Raw genomic sequence first — 24,361 nt, 5'->3', positions numbered from 1 at the left:
TACTGAAAACGGGTCCCTAAGCCCAAACCCTCAAAATTGAGAGATTAGCTCTCCTCCACCCACTCTACTGATTCCGCCAATATTCTAAGAATTTGTGCAGCAGTAGTCTGTCCTATGCCTGGGAGTTTTGCCAAGTCATCCTGGCTGATCTCGATCAACGTCTCGACGTTATTGATCCCTGCGCTCCTTAATAGGCCAATCAAGCGGGTAGAAAGTCCAGGTAAATCTTCTAGAGCAGTTGCTCCATCGTCTTCCTCTTCCTCGGTAGGAGCTGGAGGACTGAATAATTTATCCAATCTCTCTCTCGCTTCTGGAGAAGAAAACTCTTCGTTATACTGGGCTATTGTTTTGATATCGATCCTAAATCCGGTTAACTGTGAAGCCAGCTTTACATTGGAACCGTTAATCCCGATTGCAAGAGATAATTGTTCTTCAGGAACGATTACCATTGCTTCTCTACCCACGGAATCTGCCTTTACATCGTAAGGTTTTGCCGGAGAGATCGCGTTTGCGATAAACTCTGTCGGGTCCGAAGAGTATTGAACGATATCTATTCTTTCGTTTCCTAATTCCCTAACGATGGACTGGATACGAACCCCTTTCATACCAACGCAGGCTCCCACAGGATCAATATCTCCTCTGGTAGCATAAACTACTACTTTGGTACGAATGGAAGGTTGACGAGCCACGTTTACGATCTCTACGAGTCCGTCGTAGATCTCCGGGATTTCCATTTCGAAAAGTTTACGAACAAAGTCCGCAGAAGCTCTGGAAAGAGTGATCACAGGGATCGGTTCTCTTGGACGAAGTTCAACTTTTTGTATGATTGCTTTTAGACGATCCCCGCTATGATATTTTTCTCCGGGGTTTTGCTCACGCTTAGGCATAACTCCCTCGACCTTACCAAGATCGATGGACATCGCGTCTTTTTTCCAACGTTGGAAATATCCGTGAGTTAGTTCGCCTTCTTTTGCTTTGTATTCCTGATACAGAAGTTCTTTTTCCATATCTCTCAAACGTTGGAATACCATTTGTTTTGCTTGAGATGAAATGATCCTGGAAAGCTCCATCGGCTTTTCTCTAAAGTCCAGGACTTCTCCCTCTGTTGCGTTAGGATAAACAGCCTTAGCATCTTCTAAGGAAATTTCCAAACCGTTTGCAGGAGAAGAATCCACAACTTTGCGGGACACTATTATAACTACATTTTCTCCGTCTCCGGAGGAAGCAAATTCTACCTTGATCGGACTTTCCTCTTCTTCAAGAGTTTCGATGCCCGACTTCTTTTTGTACGCGGTAATCAAAGAATCACGAATGACTCCCATCACGGCTTCCCTGTCTAAGGATTTGTCGGCACAAAATTGCTGGATCGCTTCCAACAGATTGACTTCGACTTCTTTCTTCTTAACTGCCATAATCAAATACTTACGTACAAATTTCCTTTCAGTATATCCTTCAATTCCAGAATGACTTCCTTTTTTTTAAAACCCTTTGTCTTCCTCTTGGAAAACGGTTCTAAAAAGATCCTGTCTTCTTTCCTATCCAGAATCTTAAAGATTCCTTCTTTATCGCCCGACCCTTCTAACTTGTAGACGAGTCGGACCGGTATTCCACGGAATCTATCCAGATCCTCGGGAATCACCAGTTTTCTTTCCGCACCAGCGGAAGAAACCTTAAGAGTATAGTTCAGATCTGGTGAGATCTGCTCCAACTCTTCATTCAGTTTTCTGGAAACTTGCTCACATTCCAGAAGGCTGACGGAACCGTACGGGTGTTCGAGGTGATCCAACTCTACCTCGATCAGCGTATGGTTTGGCCTTTGGCTAACCATGAGTGCATACAGCTTGACGGGAGTGAGAAGGATTCGATCTAAGATCGTTTCGATAACTTCTTTACTGACTGTCAATGCCGGCCTTACAGAGAGTCTCTGAACCGCTTCGTTTTGCCTCAAAAAAGAGGAAAAAACAACCTACAAAAAAGGATTATCTCCGAATTTTTTAGGTTTTTCCCATACATTCAATGGGTGGTTCCCGATATTCATTCAAAATATTTTTGGCTAACCCTAGTGTAAAGTAAAAAATACGCCTAGTTCCGAGCCATCCTATCGATACGAACGAAATTGCTTGTTTTCATATACTAAAAAGAAGGATGGTAACGAAATGTCCCGGGCAAACCAAAAATAGGCTCGGGTTTTTATTAGAACCATGCAAAATTCTTTTACTTCCAAAATTTGGACCTCATCTGTCCGCAAATACCTTCCATTTTTTCTATCTTCTATCTTAGTGATAGGAGCTTGTTCCAAATTCCGAGTGGATGATTATAATCCTTACCTATACGGAAGAGTTAAATTAGGAAAAGATTTAAAAGAATTACAGGTGAGCATAGTCAATCGGGTTCCGACAAATGTTCCGAACCAAGTTGCAGTCGCTTCCGGAGTGATTTACGTTCCGGATTTCGAACAATCCCTGATCAAAGCATTCAACTCTGACGGAGATCTGAAGTTTGTGATCGGAAACTCCAAAGAAAAACAGGACAAAATCAAAACTTATAATATCAAATTAGGAAGAATCGGATTGGTTACCGTTTCCGACGGAGATGATATCTATGTTCAGTCCAGAATTTCGAGAGAAGATGCAAAGTCGGACAAAGTAGCTGAAAATATTTATACAAAAAAATCCGGAGAGTTCCGTACGGAAGCGGAAGAAGCAGTTCCTTCCGTGATCTTAAAAATAAATGATTCCGGAAAACTTTCCCAAACAATCTACGCAGATGGTATAGGCGGTTCCATTCCATTCGGTTATGTGGAAAGAATGGAAGCAGGGAACAACGATCTATTATTCGTTTTCCATAGACAAAATGGAGTGATGAGACTTAGCATTTTTGATGAGTCCGGAAAATTAAAACAAAAGGTAGAAGGTTCCGATTTTAAAGATTCTTTGAACCAGGGAGAAGCTTATACTTGGTATGTTGATTCTTTTATCTCACATCCGGACGGAGAATATGTACTCGGCTCATTTAGTTTTTACGAAACTAAATCCGGAAGATTCAAGAACAGAAAGATCATAAAATATGAACTCAAAGATAAAAGGATCACTCCGATCAAAGAGATCCAAGATCCTTCCGAAACATTATATTGGGTCCTAAACAATGATAACTTCTTCATCTGGGAAACAGAAGTAGAAGAAGGAAATTCAATCAGACTACAGGTCCACGATGAAGACGGAAACCATGTAAATAATATCCGTCTCAACTACCCTCCTCCTCGCGGACTTTGGAGAGAAACTTGGATGGATACAAACGATGAGATCTATTCCATGAAGATCAGATCCGGTTATTTAGAGATCCATAAATGGAAATAAAATGAGCCGATCTACTCATTTCCAGGTTTTATTCAGCGAAGAAGAAGCAAAACTCCTAGACGAACAAACCATCCGAGACAGAAAAATTTCGGGGACCTTGCTCATGGGATTTGCGGCACTTTCCATTTTTAAAACCTGGGAAGATATTTTTAGATCCGCAAGAAAGATCATTATACTCTGCGGTTCCGGAAATAACGGAGGAGATGGATACGCCTTAGCCCAATTTTTAAGGGCAGAAGGTGCACTTGTGGAGATCTATTCCAAAGAAGGGAATTTCTCAGAAGAAACGAAATATTATAAAAATCTAACGGAAGGGTTAAAGATCCCAAATTTTCCTTTGGAAAAATTTAAAAACGATTCCGTAAACCCAGGAGAAGTGTTAGTAGATTCTCTTTTAGGAACAGGATTCAAAGGTCCATTATCTGGAGAAATTTCTAAAATAATTACGGAAATCCATTCCGCCAAAGAAAGACTGAAAAATTCTTTGTTGGTATTAAGTATCGATTCTGTTTCCGGTTATACTCCCGATGAAAAGATCCGATTTGCTGCAGATATTCTAGCCGAAATAGGATCTCCTAAGATCAAAAATGTATTCTATCCTTTGTCCAAGGACAGAAAATCATTTCATCCGATCGGATTTGTCCGACAAGAATCCAAAACTTCCAAATATCTTTTTCCCAGAGCAAACAAGGAAGAGTTAGTCTCCAAACTTTCGAGAGCGAAAGATTCCCATAAATATAAAAACGGATCGGCAGTATTTGTTGGCGGCTCGGAAGGAATGTCAGGCGCAATTTTATCTTCTGCACTTGCATTCCAGGAACTAGGAGGAGGAATTTCCCAAATACTCACTCCTTCCGCGAATACTCTCATAAAAGTTCTAAAAAAAGATCCTTCCTTTATGGTTTCCGGATTAGAAACTTCTAAAAAATCTTCCGATTATCCATTTTTGAAAAAGGCAAGTGTGGCATGTGTTGGACCAGGACTTGCTGCTTCCGATCTTCCTCACTTTTCATTTTCCAAAGAAACAACTCTGATTTTTGATGCCGGTGCTTTGAAATATTTGGATGAAAAACATCTTGGCCCTCGCACAATACTCACTCCTCATTTGGGAGAATGGTCTTCCATCATAGGTAAAAAATACGAAAGCCAATATTCCGCATTAGAAGATGCAAAAATTTGGGCAAAAGAAAAGGGAACTTATTTACTCTTAAAAGGACCCGTTTCCATTCTATTCACACCTGAAGGGAATTCGTATTTTTGGGAATTCCAGGAACCTAAACTTGCAGTTATGGGAACAGGCGACCTACTTGTAGGAATTCTAACATTCTTCTTATCCAGAGGAGAAGATATAATAGAATCGGTCAGGCTTTCCCAAAGTCTTCTTCTTTACTGTGCTGAATTATGTAAAGGTTATCCTACAGCAGGTAGGATAAGAAAGAAGATCCGGACGCTGATCGATTAGGAACGCGAAGTCCAGAGGGATTGCGGGTAATCCTACTATTAGTAATATATATCAATCGCCCAAAGATGAGCATATAGCTTGACTGGCCGAAAATTTTAATCACAGACTATTCATAATAATCGAAGAAGGAGATTATCTATGAATTTTTTTAAAGCAGAAACGAGTTGGTCGAATGCGGAATTTATCATATTTAAACTCTGTGTTGCATCCGTTTATGTGTTAATCGGTGCCTACTTCAGCGATTTTTTCCTACAATATCGCTTTCTAATTCTAATCGTTTTTGCAATTACAACGATCTGGACCGTCTATCTGTGGTTACGTAAAATGAAATGGGTTTGATAGGCATTCTTTCGACTTAGCTTGGAAAAAATATTTTATCAATTTCCTAATTTAATTCGCAGGAGTAAGTTGCACCATCATCAGATGTAAAATCACATATCGTTACACTTGCGGGAGAATAAATAGACAATGAATAGATACCTGGCGAATTATTCGTAGGCAAACAAGTTGAATTTACTTCCAAGCGAAAATATTGAATATCCGAATTACTAACTTGGGAAATTTGAAATTTTGAAGAAGTTTCTCCCGGATTTACGTTTCCGGACTCTAATACTTTAAACATGTTGGATCCTGGACATACGTCCATTTGCCACAAAGTATAATTCTGAACAACAGAAGAGCTGTTTCGAAATTGAACCTGAGCCGGTTTTCTTATGATCGTACTATAAAAAGCTTCCAATGAATTCGTTTCTGAATTACGATTTTCATTTTCAAATTCGCAATGAGTAAATACCGCGAAAAATAGAAGAACAATAACAAATTTCTTTTTCATTTCAATTCCTTATAGTGAGCAAATACCGAACAAAAAGCAAGCGGTAACGAGATCCACTGTATCGATCATTACATTCTTAGTTATAGTAGTTCCGGCGGCATCCATTACAGTCACAGGAAAACCATATTGTCCAAGTACGTTATTGGTTGCAGGGCCGCTAAGTAAGCCGCTCGAAGTCATAACTGCTCCAGGCGGAGCTCCAGAGCCTTTCGTCCAAGTGTATGGAGCAAATCCACCAGTTGCCTGGAATTGCACGGAGTAGGAAGCTCCCCATCCGAATTTGCAATTAGGCATACAATTGAAGAAGTCCGGTAAAGGTTTTGCATTATTGGCATACACGCTATATTTCAAGTCCAGGGAAATAGGGAGCCCATCCAAATCTACTCCAGTAATCGTAATATTCTTGTTTGCTCCAGTCAACCATTCAGGTTGTGGAGGTATCGTAATTGTATCTCTAAACTGATTTTTCTGAGAAATCTGCAGAGAATTTGGATCAATATTTCCAAGGCTACCCCCAACATTCAAAGAGGTAATATCAACCGACTTATTTAAAGTAACAGAGATTCCAGTATTAGTTGCGATTACGCTTCCATTAGCAGGTGTAAGAGAACTAATTCCTGCTGGCAGACAAGTACTCGCTCCGGTAGCAAATGCTCCAGCTGAATCCAACATAGCCGAAGATTGAGCCGCACCAGTAGTATTACATGTTGAATAAGCGCAATCATAGGAAGTGACTACTCCCGTTGAGACAATTGTCGTTCGACCGCATTTTCCAGTTCCATTCTGTGGCACCCAAACATTTCCAATCTCTACAGCGTCCGGATTGTAATCCAATCTCCTACAATATCCTATTGAATAATTGACAGGGCAACTTGTACATCCGTTGGTCAAAGCAAGATACAATTGCGCGGCATCGAAACAAATTTGCGGACGATCTTCTTCTGGAATAGGCCAACAAAGGACTAAGACCAATTGAATTATTTCCATAGTGTTCGGTTTAGAACCGCATCTATACGCACCGAAGATACCGATTGTTAAAAATAAAACGACGTTTAAGGTTATGATTATCTTTTTCATTGATGATTTTTGGTTCTGCATTTCAATTTTTATTTAGAAAATCTATTACTTCTGGAAGGGATAGAAGATCGGTCGAGAGCGACAAGCTTCCGTCGAAAATTCTGCCGACAACTGAATTATAAAGAGTTTCCGAAATTTCAGGCGATTGCCATCTGGACGCGTAGATTTTTTGAACGGAAGATTCTTTTAACGATTGAAGCACTTTATAGTTATAAATATATAACGACCCTGCGGTATTATCCAAAGCTAATCCTAAAATAGGATTTACCCCTTTGAATGGACGAACATCTGGCAAAGACATATAACTTGCCTTTAATTGAAAATCAGGATCAGCAATAAAGATATAATTATCTGAAACGCAAGAGATTGCCACAAAATCGTTTTTCAAGAACTCCAAATCCGAAACAATATGTGAGATCTCTACCTCGCCTAAAGTTTTAACCAAATTTAGTTTTGATGAGTATAGCTTGAATATGTTTCCTTGCTTTTTGAAATAGGAAACTCTAGTACCGGAAGTATCGGAAACGACAGATAAATTTCCCTCGATATCAAATGCAGTTATTCCGTTAAATTTCTGTTCAAAAGAAGAAGATATATCAACAAAAGAGTCCAAGGTTAGTGCGATTTTAAAAATCGAATCACCTTGAAATGCATATAGAGACTTTTTGTTGTCTCCGGATTTGATCTTAAAAAAAGGACCGAACAATTCCTTCGGTGTGGAATTCTTTATCAGAATACCTCCGGTAAATCTAAATAAATCGGACACCTTTTTCTCAACGGTCAGAACGTAGACTTCTCCATTTGCTAATAAAGCTAATCCTTTTGCATTTTTAAGAGAAGAATCTGTGATATAAGAAAGTGAATTGCTACCTTTCGAATACAAAATGGAGCCGCTAGTAGAATCAAGTATCACGAGCGTTTCTTGGGTCTTCGTTAAACTCGGATCACCTTTTCCGAATTCAAGAACGGCGACGTCTACCGCCTCAATTCCTCTCAAATCGATGCTCGCCCCTTGGCCAAAAAACAGCTTTGGAGCCCTTCCTAAAATTTCAGAATTAACCTGTAGATCCTGAGAAAAAACGATATTAGGTTTCGAACCTTCTGGATCATTTAAGCCAATATTAGCAATTCCACCGAAATAAGTGGAATCCATCGTTTTAGGCTTATTACAAGAAATAATGGAAAATATCAGTAAAATCGGTAGAACAATGCGCATTTACGACAACCTTCAGCATGATTGACACGAAAAATGCATAAAGAGTAGGTGTAAAACGATTTTCTGTAAAAATTTTCAATGAGAAAAATCATAAAGCTAGTGTCAGCTAAATTGAAATTGAATCGAATTTGTTCCGTATCCTAAGCAAGGTATTAGAAAATTTCTCATCTAAGTAATTGTCTTACCGGGATGACTTTTAGAGTGACAGGCTATGAATTTTTATTGCCCAACCTATTTAAATTTTCGAAGGCCCTTTTTTTAAGTAATTCGTTATACCTATTCTGCAGAACTCATAAAACCTAAAAAAGGAATAAGACCATTGTCTGTTATAAAATACTTCTATATAATCAAAGAAATCTGAAGTAGCGTCGACGATTTTATCAAAGACATTGTGTTCCATTTCTCCTTTAAAGACAGAAGCTTACGAACATCGCAAGAGCAATAATTAGATTTTCGGTTCAAATGGAAGATTAAAACCGAATCGACCTTATTTATACTCTAACTTAAACGAGAGATTCGTAGATTAAGTCATTCAGACTTAAATTTGATCTTGCGATGAGTCCCGTCGCAGTAAGGTTTATTCGAAGAACCACCACAACGACAAAGGTACGTTTCGGTGGTTCTATTTGTTACTTTTCCGGTCCCGGAACAAATTTCCAAATTCCCATTCACCTTCAAAGGACCATTTTTAGTAGGATCTATTTTTAGGATTCCATTCCGAATAGGTAAAGGTTGAGATTCTTGGACAGGAGGTTCTCCAGTCGCAGTAAATCCAATGCTCACATGAGTTGCATCACAAAAAGGTTTATGGGTAGAAGCCCCACATCTACAAAGTGTAAGTCTATATTGTTTTTCCACACCTTCTAACTCAATATCAGCGTGGATTGCAAGAGGGCCATTCTCCCTAACTCTCAAAACATTTACGGGGGGAGCAGTTTCTTTGAAAGAAGGATCATTCGATTCAAAACGGATTGCGCCGGAAGGACAATTTAACGCTAAAGATTTGATCTCTTCTACACTTGCTTTATCTGGATAGATCCATTCTCCTTCTACATTCGGAACGAATACATCAGGACGAGAAAGTACACAATTGCGGGAATGAATACATTTTTTGCCATCGAAAAGAATAGTGGCATCTTTTCCTTTTACAATTTCCATGATAAGCCTCGAACGAATCTTCTATTAAAAAAGGCCCAACGACAAGCTTTTTAAAGAGATCTTCTCTTCCTTCTGCAGATAAATGTAACTTCAGCAATCCGAATCGTTTGCGGCAGAATTAATTCCAGTCAGCCCGTTATTAGCAGCCTCAGCTAAAAGAAATAATCCAAATCTATCGTAAGCTTCTAACGATGTTAAAAATTCGACTTTTCGTGGATCAATTTGCCGATCATATCCATAATTCTTAATGTCCTCAAGGATTATCTTTTTATTAGGTTCTGTATTCCAATAGATAAAATAATTATCCACAGCAGTAAACCCCTTCGGATTCATTCTCAAAACATCTCTTACGAATTCTTCAGTAACCTGGAATCGTCCATCATCGCGTAAACCCGAAGATACTTTTCCGATATATTGATTCCTATTAGAATCATAAAGATCAGGATATTTTTCCTTTAAAACAGGCGCAAAAATCAAATGCAAATCATCTGAATGCAGTATATCCTCTAGTGTAATTAAATCATAACTTTCTTTTCTCTTAGGACTAAACTTTTCAGGGAGCATTATTTTATTTGCCTTAACCTTACTTCCTAATTTTTTCCAATATTCAAAAATCATTAGACTGAAGATTCGACTTCTATCACCCAACGAAGTATGCGGAGCTCAAAACAGTAGTAAAAATCATCGTTTTATCAAATCTGCAATTTTATCTACCAACCCTGCGTCACCAGTGATAGAAAGACCAACGTATGTTTCAGCTTCAACAGATAGTATTGTCTCAGGAAATATTGCATCAATTTTAAATATTTCCTGACTACCTGCAAGCCCCCAAGAACTTTCCCCCATTTTCCCCTGCAAAGAGATGATAATGTCTCTTAATTTCTTCCGCAAATCCTGATCATACTCCGGGCCAAGAATTATAGATTTTATGTTTTCCATACTTATTCTTAAAATCTTCAATCCGTGCACCAAGGCAACGGCATATCCAATATCTTCAGTTATTTTGTAAATACAGACTTAAGCTTCTTCGTAAAGGCACCTTATTTCTCGCTCTTCGAATTCTGGTGCAAATTCACATACTTTTCGATTATTTTAGTCAGTCGTTAATCCTAAACCAAGTGTCATTATTTCTCTTAGGAATGCTTGCAATCTTTTCTGCAAAAAAGTAATGTATGGAAAAAGGACCAGGAATTTCTATAATGAGTAAAGGTTACCACTCTCGTTCTCCGGATGAATTCCAGGATTTCCTGCGCAAGAGCAAGGATGCGGGCAAATCAAATAACCGTTCTAAACTAATCCTTTTTTTTGATGTTATACTATTACTCTTTATTTTTTCCGTAGTTGCCAAACTTCTGAATCCTTTGGCTTTTACCGGTCAGACTGAATCTAAGGAAATTTCTTCCGGTTTTGTAAGTTATCGTCTTTCTTCCAGCAAAGAGAATTCTAAGGACTTTCCAATCTTCTTCCTATTTTTAAAAAATAAAGGAACTGAAAGTTTGTCTTTTCCGAATACGGAAGATAAGATCAAAGTTTTCATTAAAAGTGGAGATCTGAATTGTCTGGAAGATTCTTGGACCTTGCCTTCTAAAAATTTAGAACCTGGAAGTACGAATTTTTTCAGGTACGAAATTTCTTCAGAGCTTCTTACTCACCTTCCTCCTGAATGCAAAACTCAGGAAAAATCAATTTTGAATAATATTACCAATGTTTTCCAAGGTGGAAAAAAAAGATCCTTTCATGCAGAAATTCTCCGTAAAGCTGAAAACATTTCTTTAGAAATTCCTAATTTTTGAGATATTATGAACGAAGAGATCCAAGCATTAAACAAGATAGTCGCGATCGTGGATGAGAAAGCTTCCTTATTCAAAAAGGATTGGAGCCATATGCCTAAGATCAGGGCAATAACTGAGAAAAAACTGATCTTAGATCTAATCGAAAACGCTCTTCAATTAGCTAAAAATATTCGTCCTGCACCTAACGACCTTCTGGGGGATTTGCAGAAATTGAAGGCTGAGTTTTCCAGGCTACCGCTTTAGGCAATTTCGAAGTGTTGGAATTCCTACAAATAAAAGATGTAAAATTTTATTGTAAAGATTTGAATTTTATGATATAGGAACGGAGCTCTCCCACGGGCCACTCCCCCCACCCGAACCTGGGCGGGGGCGATCCCAACACCCAATGTTGGAATTCCTACATCGTAGCTATAAAGTTCTCTATTAGTGATAATTTTTCGTGACCTTCTTCCATTTCTTTTCTGTTTCTTCCAAATAATCTTGGATCTCTGAATAAGATCTTTTTCCGTCTAGATAATCCAGAAGGAATTGGTCTCCCACTAAAAGTTGGATCGCCGGTAAATCCGATCTGAATTCGTAAGGTCCTTGTAGGAATTCAAACTTGTCAGGATAAAATTCTCTTAGGGTGCGAATGAGTAATAATCCGAATAATAGGCTATGGAATTTTTTAGGCTTATCTAATAGGATTTGATAACCTCCACAAACTTTTCCCGCATGTTTATGGAAGGTCGGAATAAACTTTAGGGGCCTGAGTCTAAAAACTCCTTTTTGTTTTTCTTGGAGTTTTTCCAAAAGGGATCTGTCTAGATCGTCGATATAAGGAGCTCCAAATGTTTCGAATGGACGAGTGGTCCCTCTTCCTTCCGAAAGATTAGTTCCTTCTAAAAGACAAAGTCCGGTGTAAACATAACAAGTTGTTTGGGCAGGTATATTGGGAGAAGGTGGAACCCATAAAAACTCAGAACTCTTTTTGGGATACAGATCCAATCGATAGAGCTCCAGATTTAAATCGAATTTATCCTTATAATATTCTAAAAGTCCCGCGGCAGAGAGGCCATGTCTATGTAGTGTACCTTGTACCCCTACAAATGATGAAAATCTTTTTTCTAAGGGAGAACCTTCTATCTTAGAACCTGCGGGATTTTTTGCATTTGATACTAAAATCCTAGGTCTCGGTTTTCCTTTTTTAGAGAGCCTGTCCGCTGCTTGCATCGCATATAAAGCAGTGGTTAAAAATGTATAATAACGAGCGCCTACATCTCTGATATCTATGATCAGAGTGTCCAGATCGGATAAAACTTCTTCTGCAGGAGCGAGACTTTCCTCATTGTCCCCATACAAATTTAGGACTTGAGTTTCTCCCAAATCATAAATAAGCCCGTTTCCTGAGACCTGATCTTGCAGTTCTGCAAAAAGTCCATGCTCAGGCAAAAATAGTTTTTTAAGTCCGTACTCTTTTTGGATGATCCGGAAATGATAGTCGCCTTTCCAACCGTATGCGCTCTGGTTGGTGATCATTCCAATGGATTTTGCATCGGAGAGAATTTTGCTTTTTTTCATTTTCTAAAGAGGTTATTTCCCGGAAAGTTTAGGAGTCAAGCAGGACTATAAGCGCCTTAGTCTTGGAAATCTTTTGCCTTATCCCCAAGGTCCTTTTTAGAGATTCCTTTAAAAAAGAGTTTCCATTCTTGGGGAAGGATAGTTTTCTTCTTAATTTGCCCCAACAGCGATCGTATGGCATTAGATACAAGCGTACCAAATCAAAAAGTAACAATAAAAGCCGGGACGGTTTTATTTCCGGAAGGAAGCGCCGCAAATTCTCTCAACGTATTGCATAGTGGAGCCTTACGTTATTTGGTAGAAGCTCCCGGTAGCAGAAAACTGGAGTTATTCAAAATTTCAGGAGCTAATTTGACTCCTGGTGCATCCGCTCTTTTCGGTAGTGGACGTTATCCTTTTACTATTGTTGCAGAACAAGACTGTGTGCTCTCTACATATGTTATGTCCCCGTCTACTGTGGGTCGTTCTCTCGCAGCCAGAAGTTCTTTAGGGATCATGGTAGGTCGTTCTCTTTTAAGAGAGATCACTGAGTCTTTCAAAAGAGTAAACCAACTCAGAAAGATCGCTTCTGATATGGGAAAGACAAACGATAATCTTTCTCTTCTATACTATCAATTCAATCCGAGTGTTTTTCCTGATATCAAACCGGGACAACCGATTGCAGATCCGAGTTCTGAAATTGTGGACCCGGTACTACGACTTGCTCGTGAAAATTTAAAACATTATTTCGATAACGGCGGGATCCTTCCGGAAAGACCGACTGCAAATTATGTAGAAGAAGATCATTCTCAGCTTCTTGTGAAATATTATCCGGAAGAAATCGAATTCCAAGATGGAGAATTCAATTTTGTTCGTAAGGTTATCTTAGCGGATCCGAATCTTCTCGCACAATTATTCGCTCCCGATCCAAGTATGGTTTCCTATGTCTGTGACAAACTCGGAAGAGTGCAGAACAATATTACGGAAAACGCAAAAGGTATATTAGAAGAATTAGATGAAAACTTCTCTCTTCTTTTAGGCGGAGTAGAAAGCCTTACTGAAAAATACTTCCTGATCCTGGATATGGCAGCAAATGGTTATGCTACCGCCCCTCCTGAATTCGTAGTTCCTATCTTACAAGTGGTTTCGCAAAAGATAGAAAGAGCACTTGCGGGTCATCAGGCAATTTTCGGTTCAGCGATCCCGAGCCCTTCTCCTAATATTAAATCGTTTTTGGAAAAGACTGCAGGTCTTGCTAAAAAATTTGAGGCTTCTAATCCTACTGCAAAAGCAGCATCGAATGGAAGCGGAATTTCTGTGGATGGTTCCGCTGACGCAACCGCAATTCGAAAAGAATTGGCGAATTCGGCATCTAGCATCATTCAATTTTCAGGTTTAGGTGGGGATGCAATTAAAGAGTTTTCCGCGATGATGGTGAAACTCAAGTCCTTAAAAAATCCTCTGGATTCAGACAACGATACTCGTAAATTAAGAAGGTCTATTACAAAAACCTACTTTGATATTTACGCAGCATGTTTCCAAAAATACGTCAACTCAAATAAGAATGTTCCGAAACCTGTAGACCTGATGTTGAAATACGGTTTCTTCGATGAAACGATGCTGGATGATTCTCAGTTAGTGTTCATGTCCACATTCAAGGATGCGATCACTTCCGTGTCCGATATTCCGATCCATTATGGAACGGAATGGTTGGAAAAAATTTATAAAAGAGAGTGTCCTACTTCCTTAGATGAACTCGGTCAGAACTTCTTCGACAAAGTCAAGATGGACAACCGAAACGCTGTTTTCAAAAAAGAATCGGATCTTCCTCCGGATATAGATAATCCGGAAGCCAGATTAAAATTCGAATTTGGCGCGATGTATGAGGCGAACGTTCGACTCACTACCGGTTCCTTGGCGACTTATCTTCCAATCTTAACCAAGTACCATTCTCAGATCCCTCTTGGTAAAGCATACGTTACCAAAAAAATGCTTACGGATACGATCCATGATATCATGGCAGTCGACTTCTCAGTGTTCAACAGAGAGGTGATCTATAATAATCCTGAAATGGGGATCAATAAGGAATTCATTCAAAGAGCTATCATTCCTGATTTCGTAATTGTTCCTTCTATAGGTAGCAAGATCATGATGTGGCAGGAACTCTCCATCCACAGAGGTTCCGGCTCTAAAGAAAGTAGAGGTAGGATCGTTCTTCCTATTTTCGTACAAGGAGATCTGAAATCTCTTTTGATAGATGCGTTTGCAGCGTTCCGTTGGGAACTTTGTAAAACAATCTTAGGACCAGAATGGAATAACGTAGGAAATCCATCGATCACCGCTGACTATATGGACTATGTTCAGTTCTATAAAAAGAACAAAGACCTTTCCATAGAGATCAAAGAAAAGTTGGCTGCGGAATTCAAACGTTTCCGGAACGAAAGGGATATTTTTGCGAATGATTACCAGCTTTGGATCAAATACGAAGCAGAAGGTGTGCAAAGACTAAACCGTGTGGTCCGTGGAATTTTTTATCGCCATATTCCTTTCGCAAGAACGATCCGTGAGAAGGTTTCCAAAATGCCTGCTTTCGGCGAGATCAATAACAGGTTCGTGAATATTCGAACTCGTAAGTTTACAGAGTTAGAAAACAGATACAAGAAATATATAAACGCGTTAGGAAGTCTTCCGGATCAACTTCGGGAGAATATGGAATTCTACCGAGTATAATTACGATTTCATATAATTATATTACGATTCATCAACAATCCGAAGTTTCGATTTCATAATCGGACCTAAGTCTGGAATAGACGATCCAATCCGATTTTTCAATTTGGAAAACATATCGGAAAATCTAATGAGTCGAAAAATTAAAATCCTATTGGTCTTTGTATATTGCTCTTTGTTTTTTTTATTCATAGATCGTTTCTTATTCCAGAACCTACTCTTTTCGGTTCCGAACGAAATGGAATGGGATACTTCTCCTTGGTATAATTTTTTAAGAAAAAGAAAAGAGATCCGTTTTTCTGAAAAAGAAAACGGAGTGCTACTCTTAGGAAGTAGTATCGCATTGTATTCCGTATTGCCGGATATATTTTCAAATAAAGTAAATCGGACCGTTCCGGATGAGGACAAGATCCGAACGGAATTTTATTCCCACCCTTCACTTACACCTTCCGATTTTTATTATTACAAAGAAGACATTGTTTCCAAAAAACCGAAAGCGGTAGTCTATCTGATCAATCCAGCGGACTTTCAATTAGAACATTTAAAAGAAACTCAGGAAGGATTAGAATATGATGAAAAAGGATTTTTCGAAGAATCTGTCCGGATCAGACACCAAAACAGATTATTATATCCCGACCTTTTTTTAAAAGATCATTGGGAAGAAATTTATAATTTAGATAAATCCCAACTAGAATCATTCGCGTCCAAATTAATTTCTTACGGAGTTAGATACAGAAGTTTCTTTTATGATCCGGTGATGGCCTGGTACATGCATCGTTTTAGATGGGGACGATCTTATCATTATTATACAGGAGTCATTCCGAAAGAAGGGATTTATCTAAGAGGTTGGGCAAAACCTGAATTCGAGATCGATTGTGAAATTTCCGGCAACAAATGGAGAGATAGTATATTCATCCAAAATCCGGGAACAAATTTGAAAATTTTCAGGATCCTCCCTAAACAAGAACTCATATTCGATAGAACGTATGCGAAGAAGGGTTGGTATTATCTGGACTTGAATTTCTCCGAAAAATTAGAAAATTTGAAACTTAAATTCCAATCCGATAAACAAGTATCTTCCTTAGAAGTGGACTCCAGGATTTTCGGGACGGAAGAAACCTATGGGATACGCCTTTCTCAAAACTTTTGCAGATCCGAATTTAGGGAAAATTTATCATATACTCGGATCCCTGGTTTAGATGATTCCAGATTGGAATCCATGCCGGATGATCAATACGATAAAGATTATGATCTCAGAATTTACAGAGAGAACGACGAAGAAAATGTTCTGAATAGGTTCAAAAAGATCAAGAACGCCAAAGGATCACTTTCCAAACAAAAATCATTTCGTTCTTGGTCTCAGATGAAATATTTGAATGAAGGGATACATTATTTATCAGAACGGAATATCCCTGTTTTACTTATCAACTCTCCTGAAAATCCCAAGGAAAAATCAGTTTATTCGAATAGCAGATGGTATCTAGGGTATCTTGGATTTTTAGAAAAAATATCCCCAACGAAATACGGATTTTTGGATGCAAGCGACCTATTCGATCGCAAACAATATTTCATGGATCCTCACCATCTTACTTATTCTTCGTCAGTAATGGCCAGCGAAAAATTTGCGGATTGGTTCATTGATTATTATAGATCAGGATTTTTTCATAAACTTCAATTGTAAACGGATCACCAAACCTTTTAATAGATAGAATAATCTTTTTCCATAGATCCCGAATCCGATTCCGAATAACAAGGAGAGAACCAAAGAAATCCTAGGATTTTGTTCGAATTGTTTAACTACACTGTATTCCCATTTTTCCAAACCTTGGAATCTGACCGAGTCCTCGGAAAGTTCCACTAAAAATTCTTTTAAGGATTCTATCTCCGTTTTGGAAAGATTTAGATTAGGCATTCCGCTGATCGGATTTAAAAATTTAGGATTTTCTAATTTAGAAGAAATATATAATTCTAACTTTTCCTTACTATTTTGGCTCGGATCCGTAAGCTTGGATCGGATCTGATTCCATCTTTCGTGGTCGGGTTCTTCTTTATACGAAGCCATTTCTTCCACTTGTTTCAGAAAGTCTTGGGACTTAAACATTTCCGTAGTTCTGGGACGGATCGCATCCAAATTGGGCGCAACATTACCACCTGCCCCACCGATTATATGACAACTTCTGCATCCTTTGATCTCTACCAATTGTTCTCCGGAGTATTTCATATTTTCAGAAGAGATTTGGCCTGGAACTAATTTCAAAACGGGAGCAGGCAGAAGTCCTCCATCTTTTCTCATCCGAATATGAGAGATAAGTATCCCATCTTCACCCAAAGCGAGACCGGTAAAATCCTGTCTTCTTTCTTCCTCGTATTTAGTGGGAAGAACGATCCACCAAGGTTCTCCAGTGACTCCTTTTTTATCGTCAATGGGAACCGCAAGCAATGAAGTGATGTGAGAAGCCGCTATCACAAGATGTCCTCTTAAGGAAGCGAGCTTATGATTTTTAGGAACATAGATCATATCCGCCGGCCCTACTGACTTAGGAAAGGTCATAAGATTATTATACGTCATACTAGGATTCGTATTATCCCAAGGAAAATCCATACCCTTGGATGCTTTGACCAAACGATCTATTTCAGGACCGTTATCCGCAACATAGACTTCTCCTCCTTCCGACTTAGCGATCGCGAAAGGATTTCGAAGTCCCATAGAATAAATGTATCCGCCTGCTTCTGTCTTTTTGCCGGTATAGAACGGATTCGATTCGACCTGAGAAAAATCGGATTTTAATCTAAGTAATTTTCCGTTGGTGCTATCCTTCTTATGAGAACTTGTCCAAGATTGCCCATCTCCTGTGCCGACCCAAATATGATAATTAGAATCCACAAAACAGTGCCCGATCTGATGTGCAAGACCTGCTGTATCACCTCTGAAAGGAGAATCGAAAACTTCTACCTTTTCGATCTTTGTCCAAGGTAAATTCCCGACTGACTTCCAACGAGTGATCTTATTACTTCTTCCCCAGCCGTTTTGATACACAGATGTAGTAAAAAGTGTTCTATCATCCGGAGTTAAACAAGCACCTGTCTGCCCCATTTCTCCCTGAAAATCAGGAAGTTCTTTTCTTGGTTTAGAAATTTCCTCATCTTCTCCTATTTGGATTACATTTCCATTTCTAAGACGAGCCTTGATACTTCCTCTTAGTTCACTAACAATATAAAGCACGTCATTCGCGGATTGCCCCGGAGATCTTAATAATGCAATACTGACAGGAGTGGTAAAATCTCCTGCATCTTCAACCAATGTAAAACCTTCGCGCACAAGCCATTCTGCATTCTTCTCATCCGCATTCTTTCTCATTTGTTTATTCGTATAAAATTGAGAATAAAGGAGAGAAGGTATTAGGAATAAAAATATTAATAGGAATGTATTTTTAGAATGAAGGTTTTTCATGCAGACAATGCCTTTCTTATAAAACATTCCAGCAACTAAAAACCTAAAATAAAAATATTACAGAATGAAGACGTATGTATTTATGCGATTAACATAATATTTCATTTCACCGTTCTGTAATTATACTGCGTTCTTTTTGAAATCAAAAAGAAGTAAAGATACGACCATGCTAAATGCAAAAGTCGAGACCAGATGGTTCCAGCTTTTTCTCGCGTTGGGAATACTGATCCGAGTTGCGACTGCAATTTTAAACAGTGGATATCTCGCCCTAGACGATTATTACATTCTATTCTTTTCCGTCCCGGCTCAATCCGAGTCCTTATCCCTGATCAATTCAGTACAAGCAGTTCCGGAGATACGTTCTTTATTGCCTGATTCGATCGTACGTTTATTCGCAACTACCGCTTACAAATTTGGGTTCGAAGATCCATTATACCAAATCAAATTTATATTCGTATGTTTGGGATTACTCTCCGGGATCTCGATCTGGATCGGATATAAATTCCTAAAGTATCTTTATGCACCGGAGGTTCCTCTTAAAAATGATTATCGAATCTGGATCCCACTATCAGGAGCATTCTTACTCTCTCTACATTTTCTAATACCTTTGGTATCGACAAGGGCACTCATTGAATCCATGTCATCCCCATTTCTCTTGGGAGCGGTATTCTCCGCTTCGATCTATTGGAGATCAGGAGAATGGAAACAATTAGCAATATCCTTAAGTCTCTTGGCAATCGCCTCACTTTTTAGGTTTCAGGTAGGAGTTTGCGCCCTAGCATTATTTTCACTGGTCGTATATAGGGTTTGGAAAAACAAAACCTTCAAAGATATTTATATATTTATAATACTCTCGGTCATTTTAGCAATTATCACAGGATTGCCCGATCTGATCTTCAGAGGATCATTTCATTCTTCCCTAAGATCTTACGTCGCCTATAATTTGCAACATTCGGCGGAATATGGAGCGTCTCCTTGGTTTGCGTATTTGCCTGCGATATTAGGAGTTTCTCTTTTTCCATTTTTGATCGGCAAATATACCGGATTCGATTGGAAGGCGGAATATTCCAAATTTGTCCCAACCATCTTATTCTCGGTTCTCTTTTTATTGGTCCATTCGGCTATCCCACATAAGGAAGAAAGATTTTTACTGCCTATTCTTCCGTTACTGTTGATCTTACTATCTCCGCTTTGTGCTTATTGGAGAGGAATTGAAAAAGGAAGAATGTCCGTAAGAAGGATCTTATTTCTCATAGTGAATTTCCTATTATTAGATCTTTTAAGCTTTTTCACCATCCAGAACAATACGATAGAATTAGTCCGATATTTAAACTTTCATAAAGAGATCAAAGAACTTTATGTATATAGGGATTCCATCCCTCACCTTCCCGTATCTTACGCGTATCGAGAACCCTTAGAAAGATATGAACTGATAGAATCTTTGGATCAGAATATGCAACCGAAGATCCAGAACTTTGATCCATTCAAATCATGTTCAGCGGTTCTTGCTATCAGAAAGGATTATGTGATGAACGGAGTGGACCCGGATCCTCCATGGATCTTGGTGGGGAATTTCCAATCTTCTCCTTTGGAAGAATTAGCCGTATTCCTAAATCAGAATAAAAACAAAAGAAGAGCCAGTTTATATTTATACCAATACCAATTGTGCCAGGAAAAATGAGACCTAAAATATCCGTATTATTGCCTACATATAACGAAGCAGAAAATATAGAAAAATGTATTTCAGGAGTGACCCAAACCTTTAACGGTTTAGAATATGAGATAATCGTAATAGATGACAATAGCCCAGACGGGACCTGGTCCGTTGTGGAAAATCTGAAAGATCAAAATCCTAAAGTAAAACTGATCCGAAGAATGACAGAAAAAGGACTTTCTTCCGCGATCGTGTCCGGAATGAGCGCTGCAGAAGGAGAAAACTTTCTGGTCATGGACTCGGACCTACAACATGACGAATCCGTATTGCCACAGATGTTAAAAAGTTTGGAAGAAGGAGCGGATGTGGCGGTTGGCACCAGATATGCCAACGGAGGCTCCACAGGAAAATGGAATTTGATACGCAAGTTCTTAAGTGTTACTGCTAATACTTTCACGAAATTTCTTCTCCCGATCCGTATCTCGGATCCTATGAGCGGATTTTTCGCCATCAAAAGAGAAGTGTTTTTCAAATATGGATACAAGATCAATCCGATCGGATTTAAGATCTTATTGGAAATATTAGGCAGAGCGGATAAAGACCTGAAGGTTGCAGAAGTCCCATTTTATTTTCGCACAAGACTCCATGGAGAAACCAAGATCAACAATTCAATTGCTCGCAGTTTTTTGATGACCGTATTAGATCTACGTTTCGGTAAATGGATCTCCTCTACTTTTTTATTATATTCTCTTGTAGGTATCAGTGGAGTGATCGTTAATCTTTTAGGTTTTATCTTATTCGAAAACTTGGGAGTAAAAGACTTAGAGACGGGCATCGGTATCCTACCCATATTCCCTAGTTCCGTGTTTTTTGGGATAGAACTATCGATCATCAGCAATTTTATACTGAATAATTACTTTACATTTTATGAAACTAGATACGAAAAATGGGCGGCAGTCCGAGGATTTATCATATTCTCAGGAGTAAGCGCTCTAGGAATTTTCGTACAGTTGGGGATATTCCAACTAATGTTTTATAAGATCCTACCTCGTTTAGGCATACCTCAGAATTTCGAACTAAGACTTTTATGCGATCTAGCCGCAATCTTGATCGCAATGTTCACAAACTATTTTCTGAATTCAAATCTGACTTGGATGAGCCAAACGAAAAAACGTATGTAGGATCTATTTTTAATACTTAGGAAACCAGAGCGGTTCTGTTTTCCTTCAATAGTGCGCTCACATCCTGCAGAGATTCTCCAATAAGATCTTTTGCAGACGAGTTTACTTCTTTCAAATAACCTTCTCGAATGGAAACATCAAAAGAAGCTAAAGCATCCGCCATAGGTTTCGGAACTCCTGCTCCGACTAGTGCTTTGGAAAGTTCTTCTGCAGGAAGATCCACATAAGAAATGGGCTTATTCACTAGTTCGGAAGTGAATTTTGCAAGCTCTGCATAAGTCCAAGCCTTCGGCCCGCCGATCTCCAAAATTTTGTTTCCTGCTTCGGGAGAAAGTAAAGCAGCCGCTGCGGCTTTCGCACAATCCGTTCTGGAAACATAAGCACAGGCTCCGACCCCGCCTGAACCATAAAGAGAACCGCTTGCAATTGCATGTTGTAATTTAGGTATTAAATAATCCGAATACATGTTATTTCGAAGAATTGTATATGCAAGACCGCTTTGTTTGATCTTCTCTTCCGTTCCTTCGTGTTCGAATGCGAATGTAACCGGAACTTCGTCAGCTTTGGTGAGAGAAGTATAAAGTATCCGTTTTGCTCCTATATTTACCGCAGCATCGACCGCATTCTTATGTTCTTCGATCCTGTTCCCTATATTGTCCGTGCTAATGATTAAAACTCGATCTGCACCTTGGAATGCAGCAACAAGACTTGCAGGGTCGTCAAAACTTGCCTTCCTTACAGTAACTCCTCTTGTTGCAAAGTCTTGTAAACTTTCCGGCTTACGAGTTGTGGCGATGATCTTATTATGACCCCTTTTTAATAATTCTTCTAGGATAATTTTTCCCAGATGGCCGGAAGCTCCGGTCACGAGTACTGTTTCGGATATTGTGCTCATTTGGATTCTTAAACCTGTATCGGTCCGTGTTAGATTTAATTGATTAGACTACTTGAAACAATAAAAGTTACAAGTTATTTTTTCAGAAACCCCGCGGAAGAGATACGCAGGGCTTGTCACGAAGTGACGAGGGCGAATGCCCGAGCCCGGAGCAGCTCGGTCTGAGCGAAGCGAAGATCCGCCCCGAAAATTAAACTTCTTCTAATAGATAAGGGCGAGTGTATTCTCTAACGATCTCTACGACAAAACGTCCCCAAGATTTTGGATCTTCTTGGGAAATTTCGATCTGACGGATCTTAGGAAAATAAGCCTGAGGTTTGAATGCTGTGTGAGTCAGCTCCATGGCTCTCAAATAATTATCCACTCGTTTCACTCGAACAAAATTCAGTAACTCGCCTTGGATCTTATCTTGAGGCATATAGCCGATGATGATGAGACGCGGAAATAGCGACTTTTTAAGAAGATTGATGAAGTCTCCGAAACTATCCACACGATCTATAAATCCTTCGTAAGCACCGCCACCCAAGTTCATGATCTGAGTCACGATATCCATTGTGAAAGAAACACCTTCTGCGGAAGTCATATCGGAAATGATCACGATACCTTCGTCCGGTTGGAACGTTTTAAATTCGCTAGTAGGTTTAAAATGACGTCGAAGCAATTTTGCAGTGGAGATATCTATCTCTGCAGCTTTCGGAACCAAAATTTTTCCGGATGAATCGGAGATAGGTTCTCTAGTAATAAGGTACCTTTTTTTGGCGGCGTTCTGGTTCATCACCCGGAAGGCTTTCACCTTCTCTTCCAGCTCGTCCAGAGTACAATACCCTATTTTTAAAACGTTTTCTCTCGCGCGTTTTTTGAGATCTATATCTTCCATACGAGTTTTTGGTAGCCCGGAGGAACCAGCTTAAACGAGGTTCCGAATTTCGCGAGAATTTACCGGGTATCCGGGGAGAGTATATAAAAAAAATCCGAGTCTGAAAAGCCCTCTTTTGGCTATGCAAAAAAACCGCTTGTCCCCGGTATGTGCGCTCCTTGAATGGGGAGGAATGGCCATTCTACCCATTTTAACTAGTCCAGGGACCGGAATAAATGTTCAGTTATGGAAGGGAATCCTGGCTCTATCTTGCCTAACCTTGGTTTCCTGCTTTTCGGTAGAATTTATCCAGGAAGGAGTCCAGAAAGAAACTGTACTCGTTTCTCATAAACCTGGCTGGGAGCAGATAGAAATTTTGAAACATCCTCCCAAACGTAGGAATTACAAAACTTACGGAAGAGTGATCGTTAGGAACTTCGGGGACGGAAGGATAGAAAAGTTCTATTACGAAAAAATTAAGAAAGAACTTTTTGACAGAGGTATGGACGGAATGTATCTCGCAAATGTAGGATTGGTCCCCGTCCCTCCTACAATTTTCCAAACAGGTACTACTGAAGGTTATACTACTAGCATGGCAGAGATTGCAAAGGATGCAAAAGTTTTGGAAGGGGTCGCGTTCCGTTATAGGGAAAGGGAAGAAGAGTAATGGCAAGGCGCCTAAACAGCGAGATTAAGGTTTTGCCTAACGGAGACTGGATCTTTCGAGAAGCAAAAATCGAACAAAAAGATATTCTGGAATATTTCCGTAAGAATCTGAAAGAAGCGGAAGACGGGATTTATATAGATAATCAGTACGGAGAGTTTTCCGAAAACGGATATTTGGAATTATTCGGCTATCCTTTAAACCTGATCAGAGTTTGGGAGAAGGACAACGAATTTTATTTTTTAAGCGATTCAGGCGAAGAATTACCGCTCTCCTCTTTACAGATCGCGGCAGATTCCGAAGGAGAATTATTCGCTAGGAAAAAGGATCATCTTTTTCTAAAGTATAAGATAGCGAGGAATGTTTCTTCCATTTTAAGTGAATATTTAATTGAGTCTGATGAAGGTCTGAAACTTGTGCTGAAAGCCAAAGAATTTCCAATTTTAGAAACCAACGAAAATCCTAAGGTTTCTCTTCCTAAAGAATTCCAAAATTTATAA

Annotated in this window: 23 protein-coding genes; 11 read left to right on the top strand and 12 right to left on the bottom strand. The window is 39.2% G+C overall.

Features of this window, described 5'->3' with window-relative positions; all coding sequences use genetic code 11:
• Positions 1-44: 44 nt before the first annotated feature.
• Together nusA and rimP are read right to left on the bottom strand one after the other, a co-directional pair.
• A complete protein-coding gene (gene nusA / locus EHO58_RS13570) occupies positions 45-1,412 on the bottom strand; it encodes a transcription termination factor NusA (protein WP_135626017.1) in 1,368 nt (455 codons plus the stop codon).
• Positions 1,413-1,414: 2 nt separating this feature from the next.
• Positions 1,415-1,840: a ribosome maturation factor RimP gene (gene rimP, locus EHO58_RS13565; RefSeq protein WP_244241195.1), complete on the bottom strand. Its 426-nt coding sequence runs from the start codon at positions 1,838-1,840 to the stop codon at positions 1,415-1,417.
• 361 nt (positions 1,841-2,201) lie between these two features.
• Between rimP and EHO58_RS13560 the strand changes: the two genes are divergently transcribed.
• The 3 genes from EHO58_RS13560 to EHO58_RS13550 all read left to right on the top strand — a co-directional run bounded on the left by EHO58_RS13560 (position 2,202) and on the right by EHO58_RS13550 (position 5,157).
• On the top strand, positions 2,202-3,356 hold the full coding sequence (locus tag EHO58_RS13560) for an LIC_12708 family protein (RefSeq protein ID WP_135680290.1): 1,155 nt from the start codon (positions 2,202-2,204) through the stop codon (positions 3,354-3,356).
• A 1-nt stretch (position 3,357) separates the two neighbouring features.
• Positions 3,358-4,818 carry a bifunctional ADP-dependent NAD(P)H-hydrate dehydratase/NAD(P)H-hydrate epimerase gene (locus EHO58_RS13555; RefSeq protein ID WP_135680289.1) on the top strand — a complete coding sequence of 487 codons (1,461 nt, stop codon included), beginning with the start codon at positions 3,358-3,360 and terminating at the stop codon, positions 4,816-4,818.
• Positions 4,819-4,956: 138 nt separating this feature from the next.
• Entirely contained in the window at positions 4,957-5,157 is a 201-nt protein-coding gene (locus EHO58_RS13550; protein WP_135680288.1) for a hypothetical protein, read from the top strand.
• A 46-nt stretch (positions 5,158-5,203) separates the two neighbouring features.
• On the opposite strand, the gene EHO58_RS13545 is transcribed toward EHO58_RS13550, so the two are convergent.
• The 6 genes from EHO58_RS13545 to EHO58_RS13520 form a co-directional block, all read right to left on the bottom strand.
• Complete coding sequence (locus tag EHO58_RS13545; RefSeq protein ID WP_135626013.1) at positions 5,204-5,650, bottom strand: hypothetical protein; 447 nt, start codon at positions 5,648-5,650, stop codon at positions 5,204-5,206.
• A gap of 9 nt (positions 5,651-5,659) precedes the next feature.
• Complete coding sequence (locus tag EHO58_RS13540) at positions 5,660-6,727, bottom strand: putative Ig domain-containing protein (RefSeq protein WP_135626012.1); 1,068 nt, start codon at positions 6,725-6,727, stop codon at positions 5,660-5,662.
• Positions 6,728-6,749: 22 nt separating this feature from the next.
• A complete protein-coding gene (locus EHO58_RS13535; protein WP_135680287.1) occupies positions 6,750-7,943 on the bottom strand; it encodes an LIC_11904 family protein in 1,194 nt (397 codons plus the stop codon).
• A gap of 528 nt (positions 7,944-8,471) precedes the next feature.
• Positions 8,472-9,101: a CDGSH iron-sulfur domain-containing protein gene (locus tag EHO58_RS13530; protein WP_135680286.1), complete on the bottom strand. Its 630-nt coding sequence runs from the start codon at positions 9,099-9,101 to the stop codon at positions 8,472-8,474.
• 90 nt (positions 9,102-9,191) lie between these two features.
• Positions 9,192-9,719 carry a hypothetical protein gene (locus tag EHO58_RS13525; RefSeq protein ID WP_135680285.1) on the bottom strand — a complete coding sequence of 176 codons (528 nt, stop codon included), beginning with the start codon at positions 9,717-9,719 and terminating at the stop codon, positions 9,192-9,194.
• Between the two features lie 63 nt (positions 9,720-9,782).
• Entirely contained in the window at positions 9,783-10,040 is a 258-nt protein-coding gene (locus EHO58_RS13520; protein WP_135680284.1) for a hypothetical protein, read from the bottom strand.
• A gap of 260 nt (positions 10,041-10,300) precedes the next feature.
• On the opposite strand from EHO58_RS13520, the gene EHO58_RS13515 reads away from it, so the two are divergent.
• Both EHO58_RS13515 and EHO58_RS13510 read left to right on the top strand, forming a co-directional pair.
• The gene (locus EHO58_RS13515; protein WP_135680283.1) at positions 10,301-10,894 is read left to right on the top strand and encodes a hypothetical protein; all 594 of its coding nucleotides are present in this window, start codon (positions 10,301-10,303) and stop codon (positions 10,892-10,894) included.
• Positions 10,895-10,900: 6 nt separating this feature from the next.
• On the top strand, positions 10,901-11,137 hold the full coding sequence (locus EHO58_RS13510) for a hypothetical protein (RefSeq protein ID WP_100709420.1): 237 nt from the start codon (positions 10,901-10,903) through the stop codon (positions 11,135-11,137).
• 180 nt (positions 11,138-11,317) lie between these two features.
• Here the strand turns inward: EHO58_RS13510 and EHO58_RS13505 are convergent, their stop codons facing one another.
• Positions 11,318-12,454, bottom strand: coding sequence for a DUF1343 domain-containing protein (locus EHO58_RS13505; RefSeq protein WP_135680282.1), 1,137 nt, complete (start codon positions 12,452-12,454; stop codon positions 11,318-11,320).
• Positions 12,455-12,628: 174 nt separating this feature from the next.
• Between EHO58_RS13505 and EHO58_RS13500 the strand changes: the two genes are divergently transcribed.
• Both EHO58_RS13500 and EHO58_RS13495 read left to right on the top strand, forming a co-directional pair.
• A complete protein-coding gene (locus tag EHO58_RS13500) occupies positions 12,629-15,163 on the top strand; it encodes a cyclic nucleotide-binding domain-containing protein (RefSeq protein ID WP_135680281.1) in 2,535 nt (844 codons plus the stop codon).
• A gap of 127 nt (positions 15,164-15,290) precedes the next feature.
• Positions 15,291-16,841: a hypothetical protein gene (locus EHO58_RS13495; RefSeq protein ID WP_135680280.1), complete on the top strand. Its 1,551-nt coding sequence runs from the start codon at positions 15,291-15,293 to the stop codon at positions 16,839-16,841.
• Here the strand turns inward: EHO58_RS13495 and EHO58_RS13490 are convergent.
• A complete protein-coding gene (locus EHO58_RS13490) occupies positions 16,812-18,611 on the bottom strand; it encodes a PQQ-dependent sugar dehydrogenase (protein WP_167483218.1) in 1,800 nt (599 codons plus the stop codon). The two genes, EHO58_RS13495 and EHO58_RS13490, sit on opposite strands and share 30 nt — an antisense overlap.
• A 166-nt stretch (positions 18,612-18,777) precedes the next feature.
• Between EHO58_RS13490 and EHO58_RS13485 the strand changes: the two genes are divergently transcribed.
• Both EHO58_RS13485 and EHO58_RS13480 read left to right on the top strand, forming a co-directional pair.
• Entirely contained in the window at positions 18,778-20,292 is a 1,515-nt protein-coding gene (locus tag EHO58_RS13485) for a glycosyltransferase family protein (protein ID WP_135680278.1), read from the top strand.
• The gene (locus EHO58_RS13480; RefSeq protein ID WP_135680277.1) at positions 20,289-21,446 is read left to right on the top strand and encodes a glycosyltransferase; all 1,158 of its coding nucleotides are present in this window, start codon (positions 20,289-20,291) and stop codon (positions 21,444-21,446) included. Before EHO58_RS13485 ends, EHO58_RS13480 begins: the two co-directional genes overlap by 4 nt.
• Before the next feature lie 16 nt (positions 21,447-21,462).
• Here EHO58_RS13480 and EHO58_RS13475 read toward each other — a convergent pair whose 3' ends face one another.
• Positions 21,463-22,341: an SDR family oxidoreductase gene (locus EHO58_RS13475; RefSeq protein WP_135626002.1), complete on the bottom strand. Its 879-nt coding sequence runs from the start codon at positions 22,339-22,341 to the stop codon at positions 21,463-21,465.
• 190 nt (positions 22,342-22,531) lie between these two features.
• Positions 22,532-23,218, bottom strand: coding sequence for a hypothetical protein (locus EHO58_RS13470; RefSeq protein WP_008592254.1), 687 nt, complete (start codon positions 23,216-23,218; stop codon positions 22,532-22,534).
• Positions 23,219-23,390: 172 nt separating this feature from the next.
• On the opposite strand from EHO58_RS13470, the gene EHO58_RS13465 reads away from it, so the two are divergent.
• Positions 23,391-23,864, top strand: coding sequence for a hypothetical protein (locus EHO58_RS13465; protein ID WP_244241178.1), 474 nt, complete (start codon positions 23,391-23,393; stop codon positions 23,862-23,864).
• Positions 23,864-24,361, top strand: a complete 498-nt coding sequence (locus EHO58_RS13460) for a hypothetical protein (protein ID WP_135626000.1) — start codon at positions 23,864-23,866, stop codon at positions 24,359-24,361. Before EHO58_RS13465 ends, EHO58_RS13460 begins: the two co-directional genes overlap by 1 nt.

Source organism: Leptospira selangorensis, from assembly GCF_004769405.1.
Classification (GTDB): Bacteria; Spirochaetota; Leptospiria; order Leptospirales; family Leptospiraceae; genus Leptospira_B; species Leptospira_B selangorensis.
Note: the sequence above shows the minus strand (reverse complement) of the source record. Positions and strands in the feature narration are given on the sequence as shown.

Coding starts and splice junctions, on each gene's coding strand:
- nusA (WP_135626017.1), bottom strand. CDS start 1,412: ATGGCAGTTAAGAAGAAAGAAGTCGAAGTCAATCTGTTGGAAGCGATC.
- EHO58_RS13560 (WP_135680290.1), top strand. CDS start 2,202: ATGCAAAATTCTTTTACTTCCAAAATTTGGACCTCATCTGTCCGCAAA.
- EHO58_RS13555 (WP_135680289.1), top strand. CDS start 3,358: ATGAGCCGATCTACTCATTTCCAGGTTTTATTCAGCGAAGAAGAAGCA.
- EHO58_RS13550 (WP_135680288.1), top strand. CDS start 4,957: ATGAATTTTTTTAAAGCAGAAACGAGTTGGTCGAATGCGGAATTTATC.
- EHO58_RS13545 (WP_135626013.1), bottom strand. CDS start 5,650: ATGAAAAAGAAATTTGTTATTGTTCTTCTATTTTTCGCGGTATTTACT.
- EHO58_RS13540 (WP_135626012.1), bottom strand. CDS start 6,727: ATGAAAAAGATAATCATAACCTTAAACGTCGTTTTATTTTTAACAATC.
- EHO58_RS13535 (WP_135680287.1), bottom strand. CDS start 7,943: ATGCGCATTGTTCTACCGATTTTACTGATATTTTCCATTATTTCTTGT.
- EHO58_RS13530 (WP_135680286.1), bottom strand. CDS start 9,101: ATGGAAATTGTAAAAGGAAAAGATGCCACTATTCTTTTCGATGGCAAA.
- EHO58_RS13525 (WP_135680285.1), bottom strand. CDS start 9,719: ATGATTTTTGAATATTGGAAAAAATTAGGAAGTAAGGTTAAGGCAAAT.
- EHO58_RS13520 (WP_135680284.1), bottom strand. CDS start 10,040: ATGGAAAACATAAAATCTATAATTCTTGGCCCGGAGTATGATCAGGAT.
- EHO58_RS13515 (WP_135680283.1), top strand. CDS start 10,301: ATGAGTAAAGGTTACCACTCTCGTTCTCCGGATGAATTCCAGGATTTC.
- EHO58_RS13510 (WP_100709420.1), top strand. CDS start 10,901: ATGAACGAAGAGATCCAAGCATTAAACAAGATAGTCGCGATCGTGGAT.
- EHO58_RS13505 (WP_135680282.1), bottom strand. CDS start 12,454: ATGAAAAAAAGCAAAATTCTCTCCGATGCAAAATCCATTGGAATGATC.
- EHO58_RS13500 (WP_135680281.1), top strand. CDS start 12,629: ATGGCATTAGATACAAGCGTACCAAATCAAAAAGTAACAATAAAAGCC.
- EHO58_RS13495 (WP_135680280.1), top strand. CDS start 15,291: ATGAGTCGAAAAATTAAAATCCTATTGGTCTTTGTATATTGCTCTTTG.
- EHO58_RS13490 (WP_167483218.1), bottom strand. CDS start 18,611: ATGAAAAACCTTCATTCTAAAAATACATTCCTATTAATATTTTTATTC.
- EHO58_RS13485 (WP_135680278.1), top strand. CDS start 18,778: ATGCTAAATGCAAAAGTCGAGACCAGATGGTTCCAGCTTTTTCTCGCG.
- EHO58_RS13480 (WP_135680277.1), top strand. CDS start 20,289: ATGAGACCTAAAATATCCGTATTATTGCCTACATATAACGAAGCAGAA.
- EHO58_RS13475 (WP_135626002.1), bottom strand. CDS start 22,341: ATGAGCACAATATCCGAAACAGTACTCGTGACCGGAGCTTCCGGCCAT.
- EHO58_RS13470 (WP_008592254.1), bottom strand. CDS start 23,218: ATGGAAGATATAGATCTCAAAAAACGCGCGAGAGAAAACGTTTTAAAA.
- EHO58_RS13465 (WP_244241178.1), top strand. CDS start 23,391: ATGGCCATTCTACCCATTTTAACTAGTCCAGGGACCGGAATAAATGTT.
- EHO58_RS13460 (WP_135626000.1), top strand. CDS start 23,864: ATGGCAAGGCGCCTAAACAGCGAGATTAAGGTTTTGCCTAACGGAGAC.